The following is a 17,072-nucleotide window of genomic DNA, read 5'->3' as shown; positions in this document are numbered from 1 at the left end:
TGCCAAGTATCCAATACGCACTTGCCTTCTGAGCAAGATAATATCCGAAGAACTTGCAGTGGCAGCCCTTACCGGTTATTTAATTGAAAAGATGAATAAACCAATAAAATAAATAAGCTAGAAAACAATGAAAACAAATTTAAAAACACTCTTATTGGTAATTCCTGTGGCATTCTTGTTATTCACTTCCTGTGAAAGCAATGACCCCGAACCCTTGTTAGCGACAATTGACAATGTAGAGGTTGGTCTCAGCAACAACGAGACGGGTGTTGTTGGCCGTGATTTCCATTTTAATGCAGAAATTCTTGCAGGTGATAAAATTGATATGGTTCAAATAAAAATTGAACCTAAGGAGGGAGAGACCTATGCCGGTACTTGGAGTTATGAAATAGCTTGGGACGAATTCAAGGGTGTTAAAAATGCTACCGTACACAAACATTTTGATATTCCCGACGATGCAATAGAAGGCAATTATGATTTTAGTATTGTAGTAAGCGATGAAAACGGTACCGTTCTGGAGGAAAAAAGAAACATTACTATAATTCTTCCTGAAAACTTAGCTGTTGATCCTGCTTGGTTTTTTATGAGTGTTTTTAATCCAGAAAATAACAGATCTGTTATTAGATATAATGCCAGTGCAGGAGTTAATGTTGGAACTCCAGATAATACCCTTTATATGAATGAACTTCTAAGAGCAGGTACATTTATAAATGGGGTAAAAGGAGACGGACAACTGTATGTGGTGCTTATTAAAAAGGAACTTGACCATAAACCCCATACCATCGATGCCATAGATTACTCTAAAACTATAATTTGGGATATTTATAAGCACACAGGTATAGAGGAGCCTACCCTCTTTGGCAATGAAGATATTGTTAGTGAAAGATACCCCGAATTGGTAATAGGAGCAGAATTTGACAACAATATACCCACGGCCAACCCCATTTCCGATGTAAAGGCATGGGAGGAAGGGGATTATGTTTTAGGTTTTCTCTATGAAAACACTACCTACAATATGAGTTTATTTCAATATTTTGAGGTTACATTGGAAAATTAAGAAATTCGTACAAAATCGAAGCCTCCAAAAAGGGGGCTCTTTTTATGGGTTTCAGTTTGGGGTTTAAAACCCTGCAATTTAAGTGTGATTTTAGCATTTGCCAGAAAATAAAATTATCCGGGGGAGGGTATTATTTTGTAAGGCCGATGGTATTAGGGGGAGGGGGCTTGTACCTTAAAAAACGTGGTATTTATTACAGTACTCGATTATTTCAGCTGTGGTCCGCATTTCCAACTTGCCAAGAATATTTTTTCTATGTACGCCCACAGTCTGTTCGCTGATATAGAGCTTTTGGGCGATTTCTTTAGTGGTATAGCTGTTGGCCAATAATTTGACCACCTCCATTTCTCTTTTTGTAAGTACCTGCAGGAAGGCTTCCTGAAAATAGTTCTTGTAAAACAAGGTTTCAAATTCCTCCTGTTCGTTTAGGTATTTGCAAGTCGCTATCATGGGGCTCGGACTGCCATCCCCGACGATGGAGTTGTGTGAATAACCAATGATGGGCATGCCTTTCAAATCAAAAAAAATAGGTGTTTGTTGCACATACATATTCTTATATTGCCCCTTGCCATTCCGTATGCGATAGTTCCAGGTATAGATGACCCGTTGTCGTTGTTTCAAAGTCATTTTGGTCATTGTAAAATTCATAAGTTCCTCAAAAATATTTAGTAATAAAGGCAGTTCTTCGGAATGATAATGGGACAGATAATAAGAAAGTCCTTCTGAAAACATGCGTTTGCGATCAAGGCCCAAGGTCTTTTCAAAATCATTGCCGACATATTCATAGGATTGTCTTGAAGTATTGGTTACCAAAATAAACGATTCCATTGAAGGGGTATGGTCATCCAATTTTTTTAACCGCTCTATATATTTCATAACCACGGCCCCGTCATACGGGCTATCCGCATCAAATATCTTTTTATAGGAGACAATGGCCTTGTTCACGGTATAAAAGCTAGTTATTCTTTACTGTTGGGTAGGGGAGTACAGGGAAAAAAGACGGTTTGTCCCTTGAAAGAGCAACCTATAGACTCACGATTAATAACGTAAAATCCTATAAGAAAAAAGGAAAATACAACAAATATTTAAAATACCCAAAAGTGGGTATTTACTTAAGATGTTGATTTTTATACATTTAAATACCCAAAAAGATTGACTTCTTACATTTTTCTTCCCCATTTTTAAATACTCATTAGTAGTATTTATTTCTATAAGTTCCTTATTGATTTTGACCCAACAATACTATAGACATGAAAAAACTAGTTTGCACTCTTTTCTATTGCTTAATCTTTACAAAATTTGGCCTTTCTCAGGATGTAATTATCAAAAAGAAAGAAGAGCCAGTCAGCAATAGCGCCTATAGCAGCAAAATTTCTAAACACTTAAATTTCTTGTTGCTAGGTGATAATTCGCCGCAACAAGGTATTAGTGCCGTTGTCAACGAAAAGAAAACTAACGTAAAAATAAGTGGCCTTTTGTATTCCGGAAATAAGGGTGTGTTGTCGGTTGAAGCTGATTTAGCAGCTAGCAATGGTATTTTTTTCCTAGATCAAGAAAAAGGAAGTGACCAAGGAAAAATCACATTTAACTTTTACAAAAATGTATGTTCTTTTTCAGAATATTACAAAGAGAAAAGAATTGACAAATTAACCTCCAAATTAGAGATTGTAGAGATTTTGCATAAGCAATTATCTGAATACAATAAGCTTAAGGAAGCAGTTGAAGAAATAGAGATTCAATTCTTATCAGAAGAGAAGAATAAAAATGGAGTTGAAGATGAGGATGAAGTCATTGAAGAATTAAAATATTTAATTGGATATCATATCAATGACCAAGAAGCTGAAGCATTTAAAGTATTAGAAGAATCTGTATTCGACAAGACAATTTATGAGCTAAAAGAGGATGGGTTTACAATTAGATTAAAGGAAAAAGAGACTGACAAAGAAAATACTAAGGATAGTAAAAAAAAGGATGACACTAGTAAAAAGGAGAAAGCAGGCCAAAATAAAACTCTTAAGGATTTTAGAGCAAAAAGAATAACTATTTTAAAAGGCTTAAGAGATTCTATAATATCTACAGAACTTAAAAATGCAGAGACTCTATGGGCGGGAAATCATATTGTCTTTTTGGGTATAAGTCCCTTTTATGAAAGGCAAGGTTTAAAGAGGTTTTCCTATGACGATTCTAAAAGTTTTAAAGACATGTTTACTAGTGAAAAAGGGAATATTTATGGGATAACTTTGTCTGTGAATTATAGCTTAGAAAAGGGAGAGGCTTCAAAAAGCATCTTCAAACCTGAGAATCTATTTATTAGGCTTTCTACCTCTCTTGGTAGAGCTTCTAATTTTTCAAATTTTAAGAATAGTACTTTAAATATAAATACTCCACTTGGAAGTGATGTAAACGGTAACCCTGTAATTTTCACGAATTCTGATACTGCTTTTATTGGAGATTCTGGTTTTGAATATGGTTTTAGTAGTTCCCTTTCTCTTGAAGCCTATTATTATCCTTTTAAAGTCCCAGTAGGACTATTTGGCAAAATAGGATATGAAAATATACGATTTAATAGAGGGAGTACCTTAGACAATATAGAAATGTACCCAATGAGATTAGGCGTGTTGTTTAGCTTAAAGAATAAAGAAAAGGACAAACCTCTTTTAACCATTCAAACATTTCTTGATAGAACAGATTTAAATCTTGACCCTAGTCAGCCAGATAATGATTTACGCTTCGGAATAGGAATAGGATTACCTATTAATATCAAATAGTCACATTGCCAATTTACCTGCCGTCAACAGGAGGGAAGCGGACATATATGGAATGGCTTTCCCATTGTAATACTACCATCAAAACCAGCAACCTACATTTGATGATTTAAGATGCTAATGCCCTCTTGGGCCTGATAGCCTAAGCTTTGATGGATACGTAAAATCAGGTAAATGAGCGTATATGTAGCCCCGGTTGTTAACCTTCTTTCTTCATTTTCATAAAACGATATATAATCGTAAAACAAGCTTTATGGGAACCAAGAACATGTTCATTTTGTTAGTAATTGCCTTTCAAGTATCCAGTTGTTGGAAAGACAATTGTGACCGCTTTGGCGACACCTTTATTTCGATAAATATCGACAAAGTGGAAAAAGATGCCTCTGGAAACCTGATCATAGAATTTGCCACGAACACGATGAACGACTTACCTGCGAGTTATTTCGAACAGCTAGTCTTACGCAATACTTCAACGGATTCAAGTACAGGGGAAGGAATGAAAGTTACCGAAAGTGTTGAAGCGACCAAGACCACCATAAGGCTGGTAGTACGATCGGCATTTGTGCCAGGCCCCGGAGAGGTGTTTACTTATGCTCCTGTACTGAACTTTCCAGATAGGGAAGGCTACGTAGATTGCAGCCATCCCGGTAAAAGTGATGACTATCTTCTTTATTTGGAGATGAATATTCAAACCATTGACGGTAGCGAATACGAATTAAATGATTTTGTTTGGCACGAAGCGGTCCATAAAGGCGCCTTCTAAACCAAGAAAGATTGTGATTTTTTTTATGGGTGGCCCGATAGCTAGGGAAATAATATGTGTGCGGAATGGAAATAAACCAATACATTTCCGACCAGTCCTAAAAGATATTCCCTTAATATTCCGTAATTTAGAAAACTCCCCCCTTAACAGATCGTATTCATTACGCTTCAAAATAAGCACCTATGCCAATATTTATGGATTTCCATGACCTTCCTGAAGGTGTTTCCCCAAAACATGTTGCAGAAATGCACCAAGCTGATTTAGATATCGAACACAAATATAATTGTCGCGGATTAACCTATTGGTGCGATGAAATAAGGCAAACAGCCTTTTGTTTGATCGATGCCCCAGATAGACAGTCTGTGATTGATTTACATCAAAATTCGCATGGTGCCGTGCCACAACGTATCATTGAAGTGAATGATACTATCGTAGAATCTTTTTTAGGTCGTATAGAAGATCCTAAAAAATCAAAAAACACAAAACTGAACATTATTAACGATCCAGCTTTTAGAAGTATTATGGTCGTTAAAATAAAAAATAAAACGCTTCGAGTTTCTGAAAAGAACACCTTAAAAGCGGCTATTAGAGGTTATACTACTTCTATAAACACCTTAACATCCCATAATAATGGAAGATTGGTAAAGCAAGAAGCAAATTCCTTTATGATGTCTTTTAAAGTTGTTACGGATGCTATTAATTGTGGAATTAAAATTCAAGAATTACGCAATAGTGTTATTACTCCAGATTTAGAGTTTAAGATAGGAATTAGTGCTGGAATTCCAGTTACGGAAAAGGACGGCCTTTTTGAAGATACTATTAAAACCTCCAATTATTTGAGTGCAATTGCCCAAAACGATTTATTTATCACTACAGAAGTTAAGAACCTCTACGAAGGAGAAAATAAGAATATTCCAATCTCAGAAAATAGATCGGTGCGTGTTTTAAATAGTACGGAAGAAGATTTTATGACGCGTTTAATGGATTATACTGAAAAAATATGGTCAAACCCTACAACAAATGTTAACGATTTTGAAGAAAATTTAGGGTACAGTAAATCCAAATTATACCGAACAATGATGCAATTAGTGGGCAAATCCCCAAATATGTTCTTGAGGGATTACCGTTTAAATAAAGCCTTGGAAAGATTGGAAAAACAAGATGGTAACATTTCTGAAATAGCCTATCAAACAGGGTTTAGTAGTCCTTCGTATTTTTCTAAATGTTTCTATAAAAAATATGGCATTTTACCGTCAAACCTCCATAGTGATTAAATAAAACACTGAAATACAGAAAGTTGCTTTAAAAATTTGTTTGATCTAAAATTACAATTATTTGGTCTAAATGTAGATTTTCAGAATACCGTTCTATACTACTTTTAGTCCCTACTAATTTTAGAACCAATAAAAATGAAAAAGTTTATCATTCTTGTTTATGGCCTTATAGCCTACCTCGTTTTCTTAATTTCATTTCTGTATGCCATAGGGTTTGTAAGTGGTTTTTTAGTGCCTAAAACCATTAACTCAGCTACTGAAGGCACAGGTTTTTTAGCAATTTTAATAAATCTTGTTTTGTTAAGCATCTTTGCGATTCAACATAGCGTAATGGCTAGACCGACTTTTAAAGCATGGTGGGTCAAGATTATAGGAAAACCTGCTGAACGAAGTACTTATATTTTATTAACGAGTTTAGCACTTCTATTACTATTTTGGAAATGGCAACCTATTAATACCGTGGTTTGGGAAATCGATAACAGCTTATTGGTATGGATAATTATTGGAGTAGCAGCTCTTGGTTGGCTCATTGTTTTGCTTTCTACATTTATGATCAGTCATTTTGAATTGTTTGGCTTGACGCAAATATTCGACAACTTTAAAAATAGAACTTCCCAATCGCCAAAATTTCAAACCAATTTTTTATATAAAATAGTAAGACATCCCTTAATGCTTGGGTTTATCATTGCATTTTGGGCAACACCATTAATGACAGTAGGCCATTTAATTTTTGCAGTAATTACTACGGTATACATTTTAATAGCTGTCAAGTATTTAGAAGAAAAGGATCTACGCAAAATACATGGTAAAGACTACGAAGAATACCAAAAAAATGTACCTATGTTGCTTCCTTTTTCAAAAAGCACAAAATAGAAAGGAAGATTCCTTAAGGTGTAACCTCCAATAACAAATATTATAGGCATTGCATATGAAAAATTCAGTAAAAGAAATCACTCCCAACATCCTAAAAGCCTTTGCTTCCCAATTAAAAGGAAAGCTGATCTTACCAACGGATTTAGACTATAATGAAACACGTAAAGTGTATAATGGTATGATCGATAAACATCCTGGGGTATTCGCCATGTGCCAAGATGCTGATGATGTTATAGCTGCCGTAAATTTTGGAAGGGACAACAACGTTTTGGTGGCCATACGAGGAGGAGGACATAATGGTGCAGGCTTAGGGGTATGCAATGACGGTTTGGTCATCGATTTATCAGGCATAAAGTTTGTCAACGTTGATACCTCAAATAATACCGTAAAAGTAGGCGGTGGAAATATATGGAATGAAGTAGATGAAGTAACGCATTCCCATGGTTTGGCTGTGCCTTCCGGAATGATTTCAACGACCGGTGTTGGTGGATTAACACTTGGTGGCGGTATAGGATATTTAACCCGAAAATATGGACTCACCATAGATAATTTATTGGAAGCCGAAATGGTCTTGGCCGATGGTACTTTTGTTACCGTTAACGCTACCAAGAACACCGACTTATTTTGGGCCATTCGTGGTGGAGGCGGAAATTTTGGTGTTATAACATCGTTTACGTTTCAGGCACACCCTGTTAACATGCTTATGGGCGGACCAACCTTATGGCCCATTGAACGGGTCGAAGAAATCATGGCGTGGTATGACAGCTTTATTCAAGAAGCTCCAGAAGATTTAAACGGATTTATAAGCACTATGGTGATTCCCGAATCCCCATTTCCGGCAGAATTACATAATAAAAAGTTTTGTGGCATTGTTTGGTGTTATACTGGGGATCCTGATCGATTTGATTCTATTTTTAAGCCCGTATTAGATCGTAATCCCATTTTCGCACATGTTGGAGAAATGCCCTATCCCGCATTACAAACGATGTTCGATGGATTCTTTCCAGCAGGATTGCAATGGTATTGGAGAGCCGATTTTTTTAATGAATTAGACGCCAATATAAGGGCCCAACATCTAAAATTTGGCACAGCAATACCAACAGTACTTTCTCAAATGCATTTATACCCCATTACCGGGGCAGCCAGTAGGGTAGGAGCCGAAGATACGCCATGGGCGTATAGAGATGCCAAATATGCAGGTGTATATTTAGGAGTAGATATAGATCCTAAAAATGCAAGCAAAATTACCGATTGGTGTAAATCGTATTATGAGGCCTTGCATCCGTACTCCGCAGGTGGAGCCTATTCAAATTTTATGATGGATGAAGGTCAAGATCGCATTAAAGCCAGTTATAGACACAACTATGATAGATTAGTGGCCATAAAAAGCAAATACGATCCGGAAAATTTCTTTCGGGTGAATCAGAATATAAGGCCTAGTTAGTGTGTTTTTAAAAAAGAATTGGATTTTGGTATTTGAGCGCGATGGTGCGCAGGCAAAGTTCTTACCACCTTCGTTGTTGTTTTCTTTCTAAAAAGTTTCTTCTCAAAAGGTAATGAAATGCGACGCATTCACGAATACCTTTAAAAAACAATTAAATAAAAAAAGTAAACACTTATTAAACGAGCCGACGCTAGGAGGGGAGTGACATCGAATATTTTTATGAGATGCATGAATACCTTATTTAAAACATAGGTTTTATAATAGCCGCTATATTTTGTACGGAAAAGATTCGTACAACTATTTGATTGGTACGGAAAATACACGTACATTTAAAAAAAATAATCATGAAAACAAAAGCGACTAACGAAGAGAAAGCTCGATTCGATACGAGACTTCCTAAGAAGCAAAAAGCGTTTTTTGAGAGGGCGGCTAGTTTAGGAGGCTTTCGCAGTCTGACTGATTTTGTTATATCTGCTACTCAAGAAAAAGCAAAATTAATTGTTAGCGATTGGGAAAAAGTTATTGAAAGTGAAAAAGATAGCGAAGTTTTCTTTGATGCTATTGTTAATGCAGGTAAACCTAATGATAGTTTAATTGAAGCTGCCAAACACTACAATGAATCAGTTTCAAAATGAGTTTCCTAACAGAAGTCTTAGATAGTTCTCATATTAAAAAGGAGTTTTCTTGCGGAAAAGAAATGCTCGACAATTATATTCAGAAACAAGCAAGCCAAGATGTCAAAAGAAAATTATCGGCTTGCTTTGTTTTTGTTGGGGAAGATAAAATAGTACAAGGATATTATACCTTGTCAAATAATGGAATTCCTCTTGAACATGTTCCCGAAAGCTTTAAAAAAAAGCTTCCTAGGTCATACACTTCAATTCCAACAGCTTTATTAGGAAGGTTGGCAGTTGGCAAGAAGTTCAAGGGAAACGGTCTTGGGAGACTACTTCTAATTGAAGCACTTAAAAGGAGTAATTTGATTTCAAAAGAGATTGGGTCATTTGCCGTGATTGTAGATCCAATCGATGAAGACGCAGAAAACTTCTACTCAAAATATGGTTTCATAAAGCTTCCTGACAGTGGTAAAATGTTTTTACCTATGAAGACTGTTCAACAACTATTTTAAAGATATGTACGATAGCAAGTGCTTAGAAATTTATGCTTCGCGCTGGCAAGCACTGGCGATCCCGATGTAAAATCGGGACGAGCGATTGGTAGCGGCCCTGCAATGATGTAAAATGCAAGCATGCGCCGTTTACTTAGCGTGTTGGTTTCCTTTGATATACGCGATAAAAACCGATAAAACGGCTTTTACATAATGGCTGACGATATGATTCGCTGACGCGAAGGTCATATCTGCAATTATGTAAAATGCAAGCATCCGCCGTTTTACGAAATGTACCAAAATGTACTATAATTTATATTATGTAAAATAGAGTATTTCAAAGGCCCTACTAAACAGGAGAATTCAAACTTTTAAAATATTTTATGAAATTTAAAGGTGCGTGCTAAAAAAGGCCTCCCTTCTTCTTGTGATGGCTTCAACGGTGCGATGCCATGTGAATAAAACAATAATGTTTGGTTAAATCCAGGTTTCCCAAAGACCCAACCAAACATTACAAACTAGCGTAAACGCTTAAGCAAAATAGGCAAATAGTTAATGGCTTGAACAAATGTTCAAATATTCATCGACGCCTTCGTTAAGTCTCCTGAACTCCGCCAATTGCCTTTTAGCGCGCTCTAGATGCGCGTTTACAGCTTTACGGGTATCTTTTAACGAAGAAATAATTTCACGGTTGGTATGGCTTAAAGAATCCATTTTAGAACGTAAGTTCTCTATACTCTCGTACAAACTGTACGTTTTAGGCTCGCATCGGTAGGAATTCAATTTGGTTCGTAACTGTATCAAATCCTTTTGATTGCGTTCTAACCTAACAACAATTGCATTTTTTTCATTTTCTTCTAATCTGGGTCTGCTTCGCTCGAGTGTTGTCATAGTACAAAGATTTTTAGGGTTGATGAGATGCTTTCGTGTTCCTTACTAAGTTAAGAAAAATCCCTCAAAAAAAACAGGCTTAACACCCACATAATCAACATTTAACATGAAATTTATATTCTTTGCTATACTATGTCCCAAGCAAAATCTTCATTTTTTATACAGAAGTTATCAACCGATAATCAACTGAAAAATAAGCTCTTATGTTAAGAATTTACTTACAATAAAATTGTCCGCACCACGGCCCGTATCACCCCTTATTTTTTCGCATATTTTTCTAGAATTCTACAAATCAGCACCATAAATCATCTAAAATCAATAAAAATACCTGTGTTTTTCAAGGCCAAAACGTCAGAATTACCTTCAGCCCTTCCCGAAAATTTAAAAAAATACCCCTAAAAAGCACTGGGCTCCTTAAGGGCATCTCCTATTTAGGTGGTTATGTTTATTCTTCGTCCTCGAACTCGATTTCTGCCATGGTACGTGACAAACGGTTCGAAAACGGGTCCTTGATCAGGTCTTGTAACAATCGTTCCCTTTTTCTTTCCGAAATGCTAAGGGTATCTAAAATTTCCCGGCGGCGTTTTACTTCGGCAATACGCTCTTCCTTTAATTGCTCCCGCTCCTTGGCACTCAATATCAATTCGGGCTCAAAGCGCTCCATTACCGTGTACTTGGTAACTTCCACTGGTTTCTCTTGGGCCGATACTCCCCCTGCGTACATACAGACACAGGCAGTAATCAGCAAAAGATGATTTTTCATAACTGCTTCATATAGGTTCTTTTACGAAGATAGTAAATTGTTGGTCAGGGCTTCTATTTCCCCCCTTACATTCGTATTGGGCGGTATTTCCCGCCATTTTACCGATATTTTGAAATAGCTTACCTTTATATACCACTATTTTCCTCCTTATGAAAGCACTTCTAATCACCTTCGTTCTCTGCACCGCCAATCTTTTTTGCCTTAGCGCACAGACTACCGAGATCGTATCGGCCGATATCGGCTTTACCTTCGTTTCCAAAGATGTCGAAGGCAGTATTTCAGGCTTCAAGTCCACTTCGCACATCGACCTCGATCATATCGTCCAATCAAAACTCCAGGGTTCGGTAAGCGTGGCCACCCTAAAGACGGGTAATTTTTTAAGGGACTGGTCCCTAAAGGGAAGCAAATATTTCAATGCGGACGAATTTCCGGATATTACTTTTGAAAGCGAGACGATCCGCGAAACCGAAAAGGGCATTACGGCCACCGGAAAGCTTACCTTAAAGGGAGTCTCCAAAACCATCCAGATCGACTTTATAAAAAAAGATGCACAATGGGTGGGCAGCACTACCCTATTTTCCTCCGATTTCGGCATTGCCATAAAAAAGGAAAGGGCCGACAACAAGGTCCTTGTTCAAATCAACCTTAACCTGGCCCCTTAAATCCACACGTCCTTCACAATTTCGGAACCTGCCTTGAAATGGATCAAATCCTTTCGCTTTTGCGCATTTCAACAACCGTAAAAATGAATTATCTTCGCAGCCGTAAAAATTATGTATTATGTGGGTTTGGATCCTTTTTATTGCTCTGATCATCTTCTTTCTTGCGCTTGACCTCGGTGTGTTCAACAAACACGAACACGTTATAAAAAGCAAGGAAGCGGCTATATGGACGGCTATTTGGGTCTCGGTGGCCCTTGCCTTTAGCGGCGTCATCTATTGGCTGTTTTCCAGCGGCATGGTCGAAAACCCCACAAACCTCACCCCCAACAAGGCCGTTCTAAAATATATTACCGGCTACCTTATTGAGCTATCGCTCAGTATCGACAACGTTTTTGTGATCGCGGTGATCTTTTCGTCCTTTAAGATACCGGCCCTCTACCAGCACCGGGTACTCTTTTGGGGTATCTTGGGGGCCATCGTCTTTAGGGGATTGATGATTTTCTTCGGTGTGGCCCTGATCACCAAATTCGAGTGGATCATCTACGTCTTCGGCCTCTTCTTGTTGTGGACGGCCTATAAGATGCTCAAAGGGGACGATGAGGACTTCAACCCCAAAGATTCCTGGGTATTCAAACAGATCAGACGGGTCTACCCCATTACCTCTACCATGCACGGCCATGATTTCTTTATCAAAAAAAGGGGACTCAACGCGGCTACACCGCTTTTTGTGGCCTTGGTAGTCATAGAACTGACCGATGTATTATTTGCGCTGGACAGTATTCCCGCCATCTTGGCCATCACGGCAGACCCTTTTATCGTATTCAGTTCCAACATATTGGCCATCTTAGGTTTGCGCTCCATGTATTTCTTGATCTCGAGGATGCTGGCGAAATTCAGGTTTATCAACTATAGCCTTGTGGTCATTCTGGCCTTTGTAGGACTGAAAATGCTGTTCTCACATCAAATCGAGCTCCCCGAATGGTTGTCCCTCGCTGTGATATCCGTCTCCTTGTTAGCGGGTATAGGGGCCTCCCTCCTTATTCCTGCCAAGGAGGAAGAAGGGAATGAGGAATAGATCCATTGGTCGGGATAAAGGAAAAAACGGGGCCTTGGCCCTTCAGTTTTTGAACAAGGCCCTGTACAACTTGCCTACGCCCCAATTACCCAGGGGAAAGTAAAGCGCAAAGAACAAGGCCATCGCCAAACTGAAGTTCCGGATACCAAAAAATTGGTCCATTAAATTATCGGGATAGGCATAGGAAGTACCAAAACAATAGCCCCCGAATTCCAAAAACCCCATCGCTACCAGTCCATAGGCATATTGGGCGTGAAAGGGAAGCTTTCTAAGTAACAAGGATATGGGCACCATATATAAAATGTAACAGCTGATTACCTGCCACCAGTAGGTGAACTTGGCAATTTCCATCGCGGTACCGAAGCAGTTCATCCCCATGCCCCAACTGAAATAAACAATACAATAGAGCGCCAATAAACGCCTATCTACCAAAAGTTTGGATTTTGCCCAGGCCAAAAACTCAGCTATCATTTTATTTGGCTTCAAGTTTGGCGTCGATAATACCGAGCGCATCCTTTACGGTTTGCATTTTATCCATGTCGGCATTCTCCAACATAATATCGAACTCGTCTTCCACATCGAGTACAATATCTACCAAATTGGCCGAATTGATATTGAGCTCGCTGATAAAATTACTTTCCAAGCCAATGGCATCGACGGAAACATCTTCGGGCAAATACACCTTTATTATGTCTTTTAGCTTATTGTACTTTGTCTCTTCCTCCATAATTTTCAAGTCGATTCTAGTTCTATACGTTTCGTTTTAATCCGTATACCGTTTAAAAATAACACAAGCATTGACATCGCCAAAACCAAAACTGGCTTTTGCCAAAATTGAAGGCGTATAAGCCCTACTTTTTTGGGGGATGGCCCTCTGGTCTATGATCTTTGATATTTCAGGATGCACGTCTTCGCAATTCACGTTTCCGAAAAGCGTTTCCTTTTCAAACTGAAGCACGGCCGCCACACATTCGATACTCCCCGCGGCCGACAGGCAATGTCCGAAATGGCCCTTGAACGAATTGATATAAGGGAAATCCGTTCCCGAGCGCCCTAATGCGGCACTCCAATTGGCGATTTCCAGGGCATCCTTGCCCGTGGCCGTCAAATGTCCGTTGATCGCATCGATATCGGCGCTATCGATACCCGAATTGCCGATTGCCCGTAAGATGCAGCGTTGTACGGCTTCACTATTGGGGGCGGTCATACTGCCATCGCCCCTTTGGCCACCGCTGTTAACCGCACCGCCCAGGATTTCGGCATAGATATGGGCACCGCGGGCCTGGGCGCTTTCCAAGGATTCCAAGAGCAAGGCCCCTGCCCCACTGCCCGGTACGAATCCCGCTGCGGAGGCACTCATGGGCCTACTGGCCGCTTCCGGACGCTCATTGTACTGCCGGGGAAGGATGCGCATGGCATCAAAACCCGCCCAGACATAGGGACCGCTATCACTACAGCTTCCGACCAAAATTCGTTCGGCCTGCCCCTGTGCGATGCGTTCATAACCCATAAGAACGCCTTCGGTTCCCGTGGTACAGGCCGAGGAATTGGTGGTGACCTGATTCCCGCATCCCAAAATACCGCCCAAATAGGCGCTTACCCCACTGGCCATGGTCTGTATGACGCTGGTACTGCCCAATCGGCGCACGTTCCTTGCATCTATTTGATGAATGGCTTCCCGAAACTTGGCCACGCCCAAGGTCCCAGACCCAAAAAGGACACCACTGTCCCAATCCGGCGCTTCCTTTTCGGCTATCGCCAAGCCGGCATCTTTCCAGGCATCGCTTCCGGCGATTACCCCGTACATAATGCCCGTGGCATTCAGCCCCCGTAATTGTAAGGGCGTAAAGTATCGGGCGAGCAATTCCTCGGTAAGTTCCGGTTGGGCCGCAATCTGACAGCCGAATTCCAGCTCTTTTAACTCGGGTTGGAAGCGGATACCGCTTTTACCGTCGGCCATGGCCTCGGCAAAGGCCCCTAGGCCTATTCCATTGGGCGCACATACGCCCATTCCCGTAATCACTACTCTTCTACGCATACGTATGGGTTTTGAGCATTCCCGATATTTCACCTTTACAGACCAGCTTCCCTTGGGAATTATGCATTTTTACGCTACACTTCAGCTTATTGAAGCGAAAATATATCTTTTGGGAGCTTACGCTTACCTTTTCATTCGGAAAAACAGGAAGCAAAAATTCCATTTGAGTACTGCTGAGTCCGATTTCCACTCCCTTGGAAGCTTCCGGCCCCAGTAAAAAGATACCCAGGCATACCAAGCCGATCTGCGCACAGCATTCGGTCAAGATAACACCCGGGGTTACGGGAAAGTCCTTAAAATGCCCCTTATAGAAATACGAATCCTTACAAAAGGTATAGTTGCCCTTGGCTCCGTTTTCATCGACCGCAATGAGCTCGTCAACGAACAGAAAGGGTTCCGCATAGGGCAATTGGTCTATGATATGGCTATGGTCCATTATTTGAGCTTCTATTATGTTTTGATCTTTACTGTTTTACGCTACGCCCTAAACTACCTTAAACTCTCCCCACCATCTACCTTGATGACGGTACCGGTAATCCATTGGGCCTCATCGGTACTTAAAAGGTAGACCACCTTGGCAACGTCTTCCGGCAGGGTCAAACGCCCGTTCGGATTGCGCTTTACGGCATTTTCCTTCAACACCTCACTATTGGGAATCATACGAAAGGCCTTGGTATCGGTAGTACCGGCCTGTATACAATTCGCCTTAATGCCTTTAGGGGCGTATTCCAAGGCTATGCTCCTTACCAAGGCCTCTAAACTGGCCTTGGCCGCTGAAACGGCTGCATAACCCTCCCAGGCCCTGCTGCTGCCTTCACTGGTAAAGGCCAAGATACGGGCATCTTTGTCGAATAGGCCGGCACCGTAGACCTCCTTGGTCCAATCGTAGAGACTTAAGGCCATGGCGTTTAAGGTAATCTCGATATCCTGACGGTTCAAACCGGGGCCTTCATCAGAAAGCATGGGTTTCAGGCTTCCCTTGGCAATACTGTGCACCAGCACCTTAATCTTCCCGGAAGGGGACAATACCCGTTTCACTTCCTCGATGGTCTCCCTTCTTCTTTCCGCATTTACGACGTCGACATTAAAACTCAAGAGCCTCACCCCTGTTGAAGTGATTTTTTGAAAATGGGAGTTAATTTCTTCTAAATCAAGCTTTCTATCCCTATGTACAATACAGATAGAATAGCCATGGGCGGCCATTTTTTTTGCCGTGGCCAATCCCAATCCACTACTCCCCCCTAGAATAAGCACCCACTGTTCCATGATCAATTTTATTTCGTTTATGTTCGTGATTTTCCTACCATTCCAACAATACCCGCTGCGCCGAGAATCCCGGCCCAAAACTAAGGATAAGACCTTGTTCGCCCGGCTTCAATCCCTTGTCCATAAAACGCTCCAATACGTAAAGCACGGTCGCGCTGCTCATATTCCCATAGAGCCGCAGCACCTCCCGGGTATCGTCTATATTTTTTCCCATGGACCCAAAAAGGGCCTCCACGGTTTGAACGATTTTCCTTCCCCCGGGATGGAAAATCAGATGGTCTACGGCAGCTATGGAGGTACCATGTTTTTCCAAAAAGGGATGTACGATGAGGGGAAAATGCTCCGCAATGGTTTCCGGCACCGCAATATCGAGGATCATTTTGAGTCCGTGATTCGTCAGGTCGAAGCCCATGAGGTGGGTAGCATCCTTAAAATGGTACATTTCGCCTCCCTTGATCCTTGGTCCCTCGGCCTCGGCCTCGGAAGACAAGAGCACACAAGAGGCCCCATCGCCAAAGATGGCGGCACTTACCATATTGGCCATGGAAAAGTCGTTCAACTGAAAGGTGGCGGTAGGACTCTCAACCGCAACGACCGCGGCCCGCTTTCCGGGAAGGGACTTCAAAAAGTTATAGGCATATATCAAGCCCGATACCCCGGCGGCACAGCCCATTTCCGTTACCGGAAGCCGAACGACATCTTGCCGCAAGCCCAGATCGTTGATCAAATAGGCATCCAAGGAAGGGATCATAATACCCGTACAACTCACGGTGATGATATAATCCAAACTATCGGCCTGCCAATCGCTGGCCTTTAAGGCCTTTTCCAGAACCTTCTTCCCCAGTTTTTTTACCTCGCGTACGTAAATGGCGTTCTTATCCTCAAAGGAAGTGGCGGTAAAGACCTCCTCAGGAGCCATAATACTGTAACGCCGATCTACGGCCGCCCCTTCAAAAATCTTTATCACCTTACGCCTAAAACGGTCTTCTTGCCCTGAAAGCCACAGGTTGACAAGGGGCAATATTTCTTCCGTAGGCTTGCTATAATCGGGCAATTGCTTGGCCGCTTTTACTATTCGAACTTCATTCATATA

19 protein-coding genes are annotated in these 17,072 nt (G+C 40.7%); 10 read left to right on the top strand and 9 right to left on the bottom strand.

Annotated features, from left to right (window positions below):
• Nucleotides 1-127: 127 nt before the first annotated feature.
• A complete protein-coding gene (locus tag BW980_RS11155) occupies nt 128-1,057 on the top strand; it encodes a DUF4625 domain-containing protein (RefSeq protein WP_076455287.1) in 930 nt (309 codons plus the stop codon).
• Between the two features lie 174 nt (nt 1,058-1,231).
• Here BW980_RS11155 and BW980_RS11150 read toward each other — a convergent pair whose 3' ends face one another.
• On the bottom strand, nt 1,232-2,002 hold the full coding sequence (locus BW980_RS11150) for a response regulator transcription factor (RefSeq protein WP_076455286.1): 771 nt from the start codon (nt 2,000-2,002) through the stop codon (nt 1,232-1,234).
• A gap of 305 nt (nt 2,003-2,307) precedes the next feature.
• On the opposite strand from BW980_RS11150, the gene BW980_RS11145 reads away from it, so the two are divergent.
• From BW980_RS11145 to BW980_RS11115, 7 genes are all read left to right on the top strand, one after another.
• A complete protein-coding gene (locus tag BW980_RS11145; protein ID WP_076455285.1) occupies nt 2,308-3,825 on the top strand; it encodes a hypothetical protein in 1,518 nt (505 codons plus the stop codon).
• A gap of 250 nt (nt 3,826-4,075) precedes the next feature.
• Nucleotides 4,076-4,585, top strand: a complete 510-nt coding sequence (locus BW980_RS11140) for a hypothetical protein (RefSeq protein WP_076455284.1) — start codon at nt 4,076-4,078, stop codon at nt 4,583-4,585.
• A 182-nt stretch (nt 4,586-4,767) separates the two neighbouring features.
• Nucleotides 4,768-5,859: a nickel-binding protein gene (locus BW980_RS11135; RefSeq protein ID WP_076455283.1), complete on the top strand. Its 1,092-nt coding sequence runs from the start codon at nt 4,768-4,770 to the stop codon at nt 5,857-5,859.
• 135 nt (nt 5,860-5,994) lie between these two features.
• Nucleotides 5,995-6,732, top strand: a complete 738-nt coding sequence (gene mddA, locus BW980_RS11130) for a methanethiol S-methyltransferase (RefSeq protein ID WP_076455282.1) — start codon at nt 5,995-5,997, stop codon at nt 6,730-6,732.
• A 55-nt stretch (nt 6,733-6,787) separates the two neighbouring features.
• Entirely contained in the window at nt 6,788-8,176 is a 1,389-nt protein-coding gene (locus tag BW980_RS11125) for an FAD-binding oxidoreductase (RefSeq protein WP_076455281.1), read from the top strand.
• Nucleotides 8,177-8,520: 344 nt separating this feature from the next.
• Entirely contained in the window at nt 8,521-8,811 is a 291-nt protein-coding gene (locus BW980_RS11120) for a type II toxin-antitoxin system TacA family antitoxin (RefSeq protein ID WP_076455280.1), read from the top strand.
• A complete protein-coding gene (locus BW980_RS11115; protein WP_076455279.1) occupies nt 8,808-9,305 on the top strand; it encodes a GNAT family N-acetyltransferase in 498 nt (165 codons plus the stop codon). Before BW980_RS11120 ends, BW980_RS11115 begins: the two co-directional genes overlap by 4 nt.
• A 531-nt stretch (nt 9,306-9,836) precedes the next feature.
• Here BW980_RS11115 and BW980_RS11110 read toward each other — a convergent pair.
• The gene (locus tag BW980_RS11110) at nt 9,837-10,175 is read right to left on the bottom strand and encodes a hypothetical protein (protein ID WP_076455278.1); all 339 of its coding nucleotides are present in this window, start codon (nt 10,173-10,175) and stop codon (nt 9,837-9,839) included.
• Nucleotides 10,176-10,620: 445 nt separating this feature from the next.
• Nucleotides 10,621-10,938 (bottom strand): hypothetical protein, encoded by a 318-nt coding sequence (locus tag BW980_RS11105; RefSeq protein WP_139327656.1) that lies wholly within the window; start codon nt 10,936-10,938, stop codon nt 10,621-10,623.
• A gap of 149 nt (nt 10,939-11,087) precedes the next feature.
• Between BW980_RS11105 and BW980_RS11100 the strand changes: the two genes are divergently transcribed.
• Together BW980_RS11100 and BW980_RS11095 are read left to right on the top strand one after the other, a co-directional pair.
• The gene (locus BW980_RS11100; protein WP_076455276.1) at nt 11,088-11,600 is read left to right on the top strand and encodes a YceI family protein; all 513 of its coding nucleotides are present in this window, start codon (nt 11,088-11,090) and stop codon (nt 11,598-11,600) included.
• 118 nt (nt 11,601-11,718) lie between these two features.
• The gene (locus tag BW980_RS11095; protein WP_076455275.1) at nt 11,719-12,675 is read left to right on the top strand and encodes a TerC family protein; all 957 of its coding nucleotides are present in this window, start codon (nt 11,719-11,721) and stop codon (nt 12,673-12,675) included.
• 42 nt (nt 12,676-12,717) lie between these two features.
• Here the strand turns inward: BW980_RS11095 and BW980_RS11090 are convergent, their stop codons facing one another.
• From BW980_RS11090 to BW980_RS11065, 6 genes are read right to left on the bottom strand one after another with little or no spacing between them, the layout of a single operon-like run.
• A complete protein-coding gene (locus BW980_RS11090) occupies nt 12,718-13,146 on the bottom strand; it encodes a hypothetical protein (RefSeq protein ID WP_076455274.1) in 429 nt (142 codons plus the stop codon).
• Nucleotide 13,147: 1 nt separating this feature from the next.
• Nucleotides 13,148-13,402, bottom strand: a complete 255-nt coding sequence (locus BW980_RS11085) for a phosphopantetheine-binding protein (RefSeq protein ID WP_013995706.1) — start codon at nt 13,400-13,402, stop codon at nt 13,148-13,150.
• A 36-nt stretch (nt 13,403-13,438) separates the two neighbouring features.
• Nucleotides 13,439-14,713: a beta-ketoacyl-[acyl-carrier-protein] synthase family protein gene (locus BW980_RS11080; RefSeq protein ID WP_076455273.1), complete on the bottom strand. Its 1,275-nt coding sequence runs from the start codon at nt 14,711-14,713 to the stop codon at nt 13,439-13,441.
• On the bottom strand, nt 14,706-15,149 hold the full coding sequence (locus tag BW980_RS11075; protein WP_076455272.1) for a 3-hydroxyacyl-ACP dehydratase FabZ family protein: 444 nt from the start codon (nt 15,147-15,149) through the stop codon (nt 14,706-14,708). The genes BW980_RS11080 and BW980_RS11075 overlap by 8 nt, the downstream gene beginning before the upstream one ends.
• A 53-nt stretch (nt 15,150-15,202) precedes the next feature.
• Nucleotides 15,203-15,979: an enoyl-ACP reductase FabI gene (locus BW980_RS11070; RefSeq protein ID WP_076455271.1), complete on the bottom strand. Its 777-nt coding sequence runs from the start codon at nt 15,977-15,979 to the stop codon at nt 15,203-15,205.
• A gap of 34 nt (nt 15,980-16,013) precedes the next feature.
• Nucleotides 16,014-17,069 carry a type III polyketide synthase gene (locus BW980_RS11065; protein WP_076455582.1) on the bottom strand — a complete coding sequence of 352 codons (1,056 nt, stop codon included), beginning with the start codon at nt 17,067-17,069 and terminating at the stop codon, nt 16,014-16,016.
• Between the last annotated feature and the right edge of the window lie 3 nt (nt 17,070-17,072).

The sequence above is a fragment of the Zobellia uliginosa genome, from assembly GCF_900156625.1.
Lineage (GTDB): Bacteria > Bacteroidota > Bacteroidia > Flavobacteriales > Flavobacteriaceae > Zobellia > Zobellia uliginosa.
This window is presented reverse-complemented; position numbering and strand designations above follow the sequence as displayed.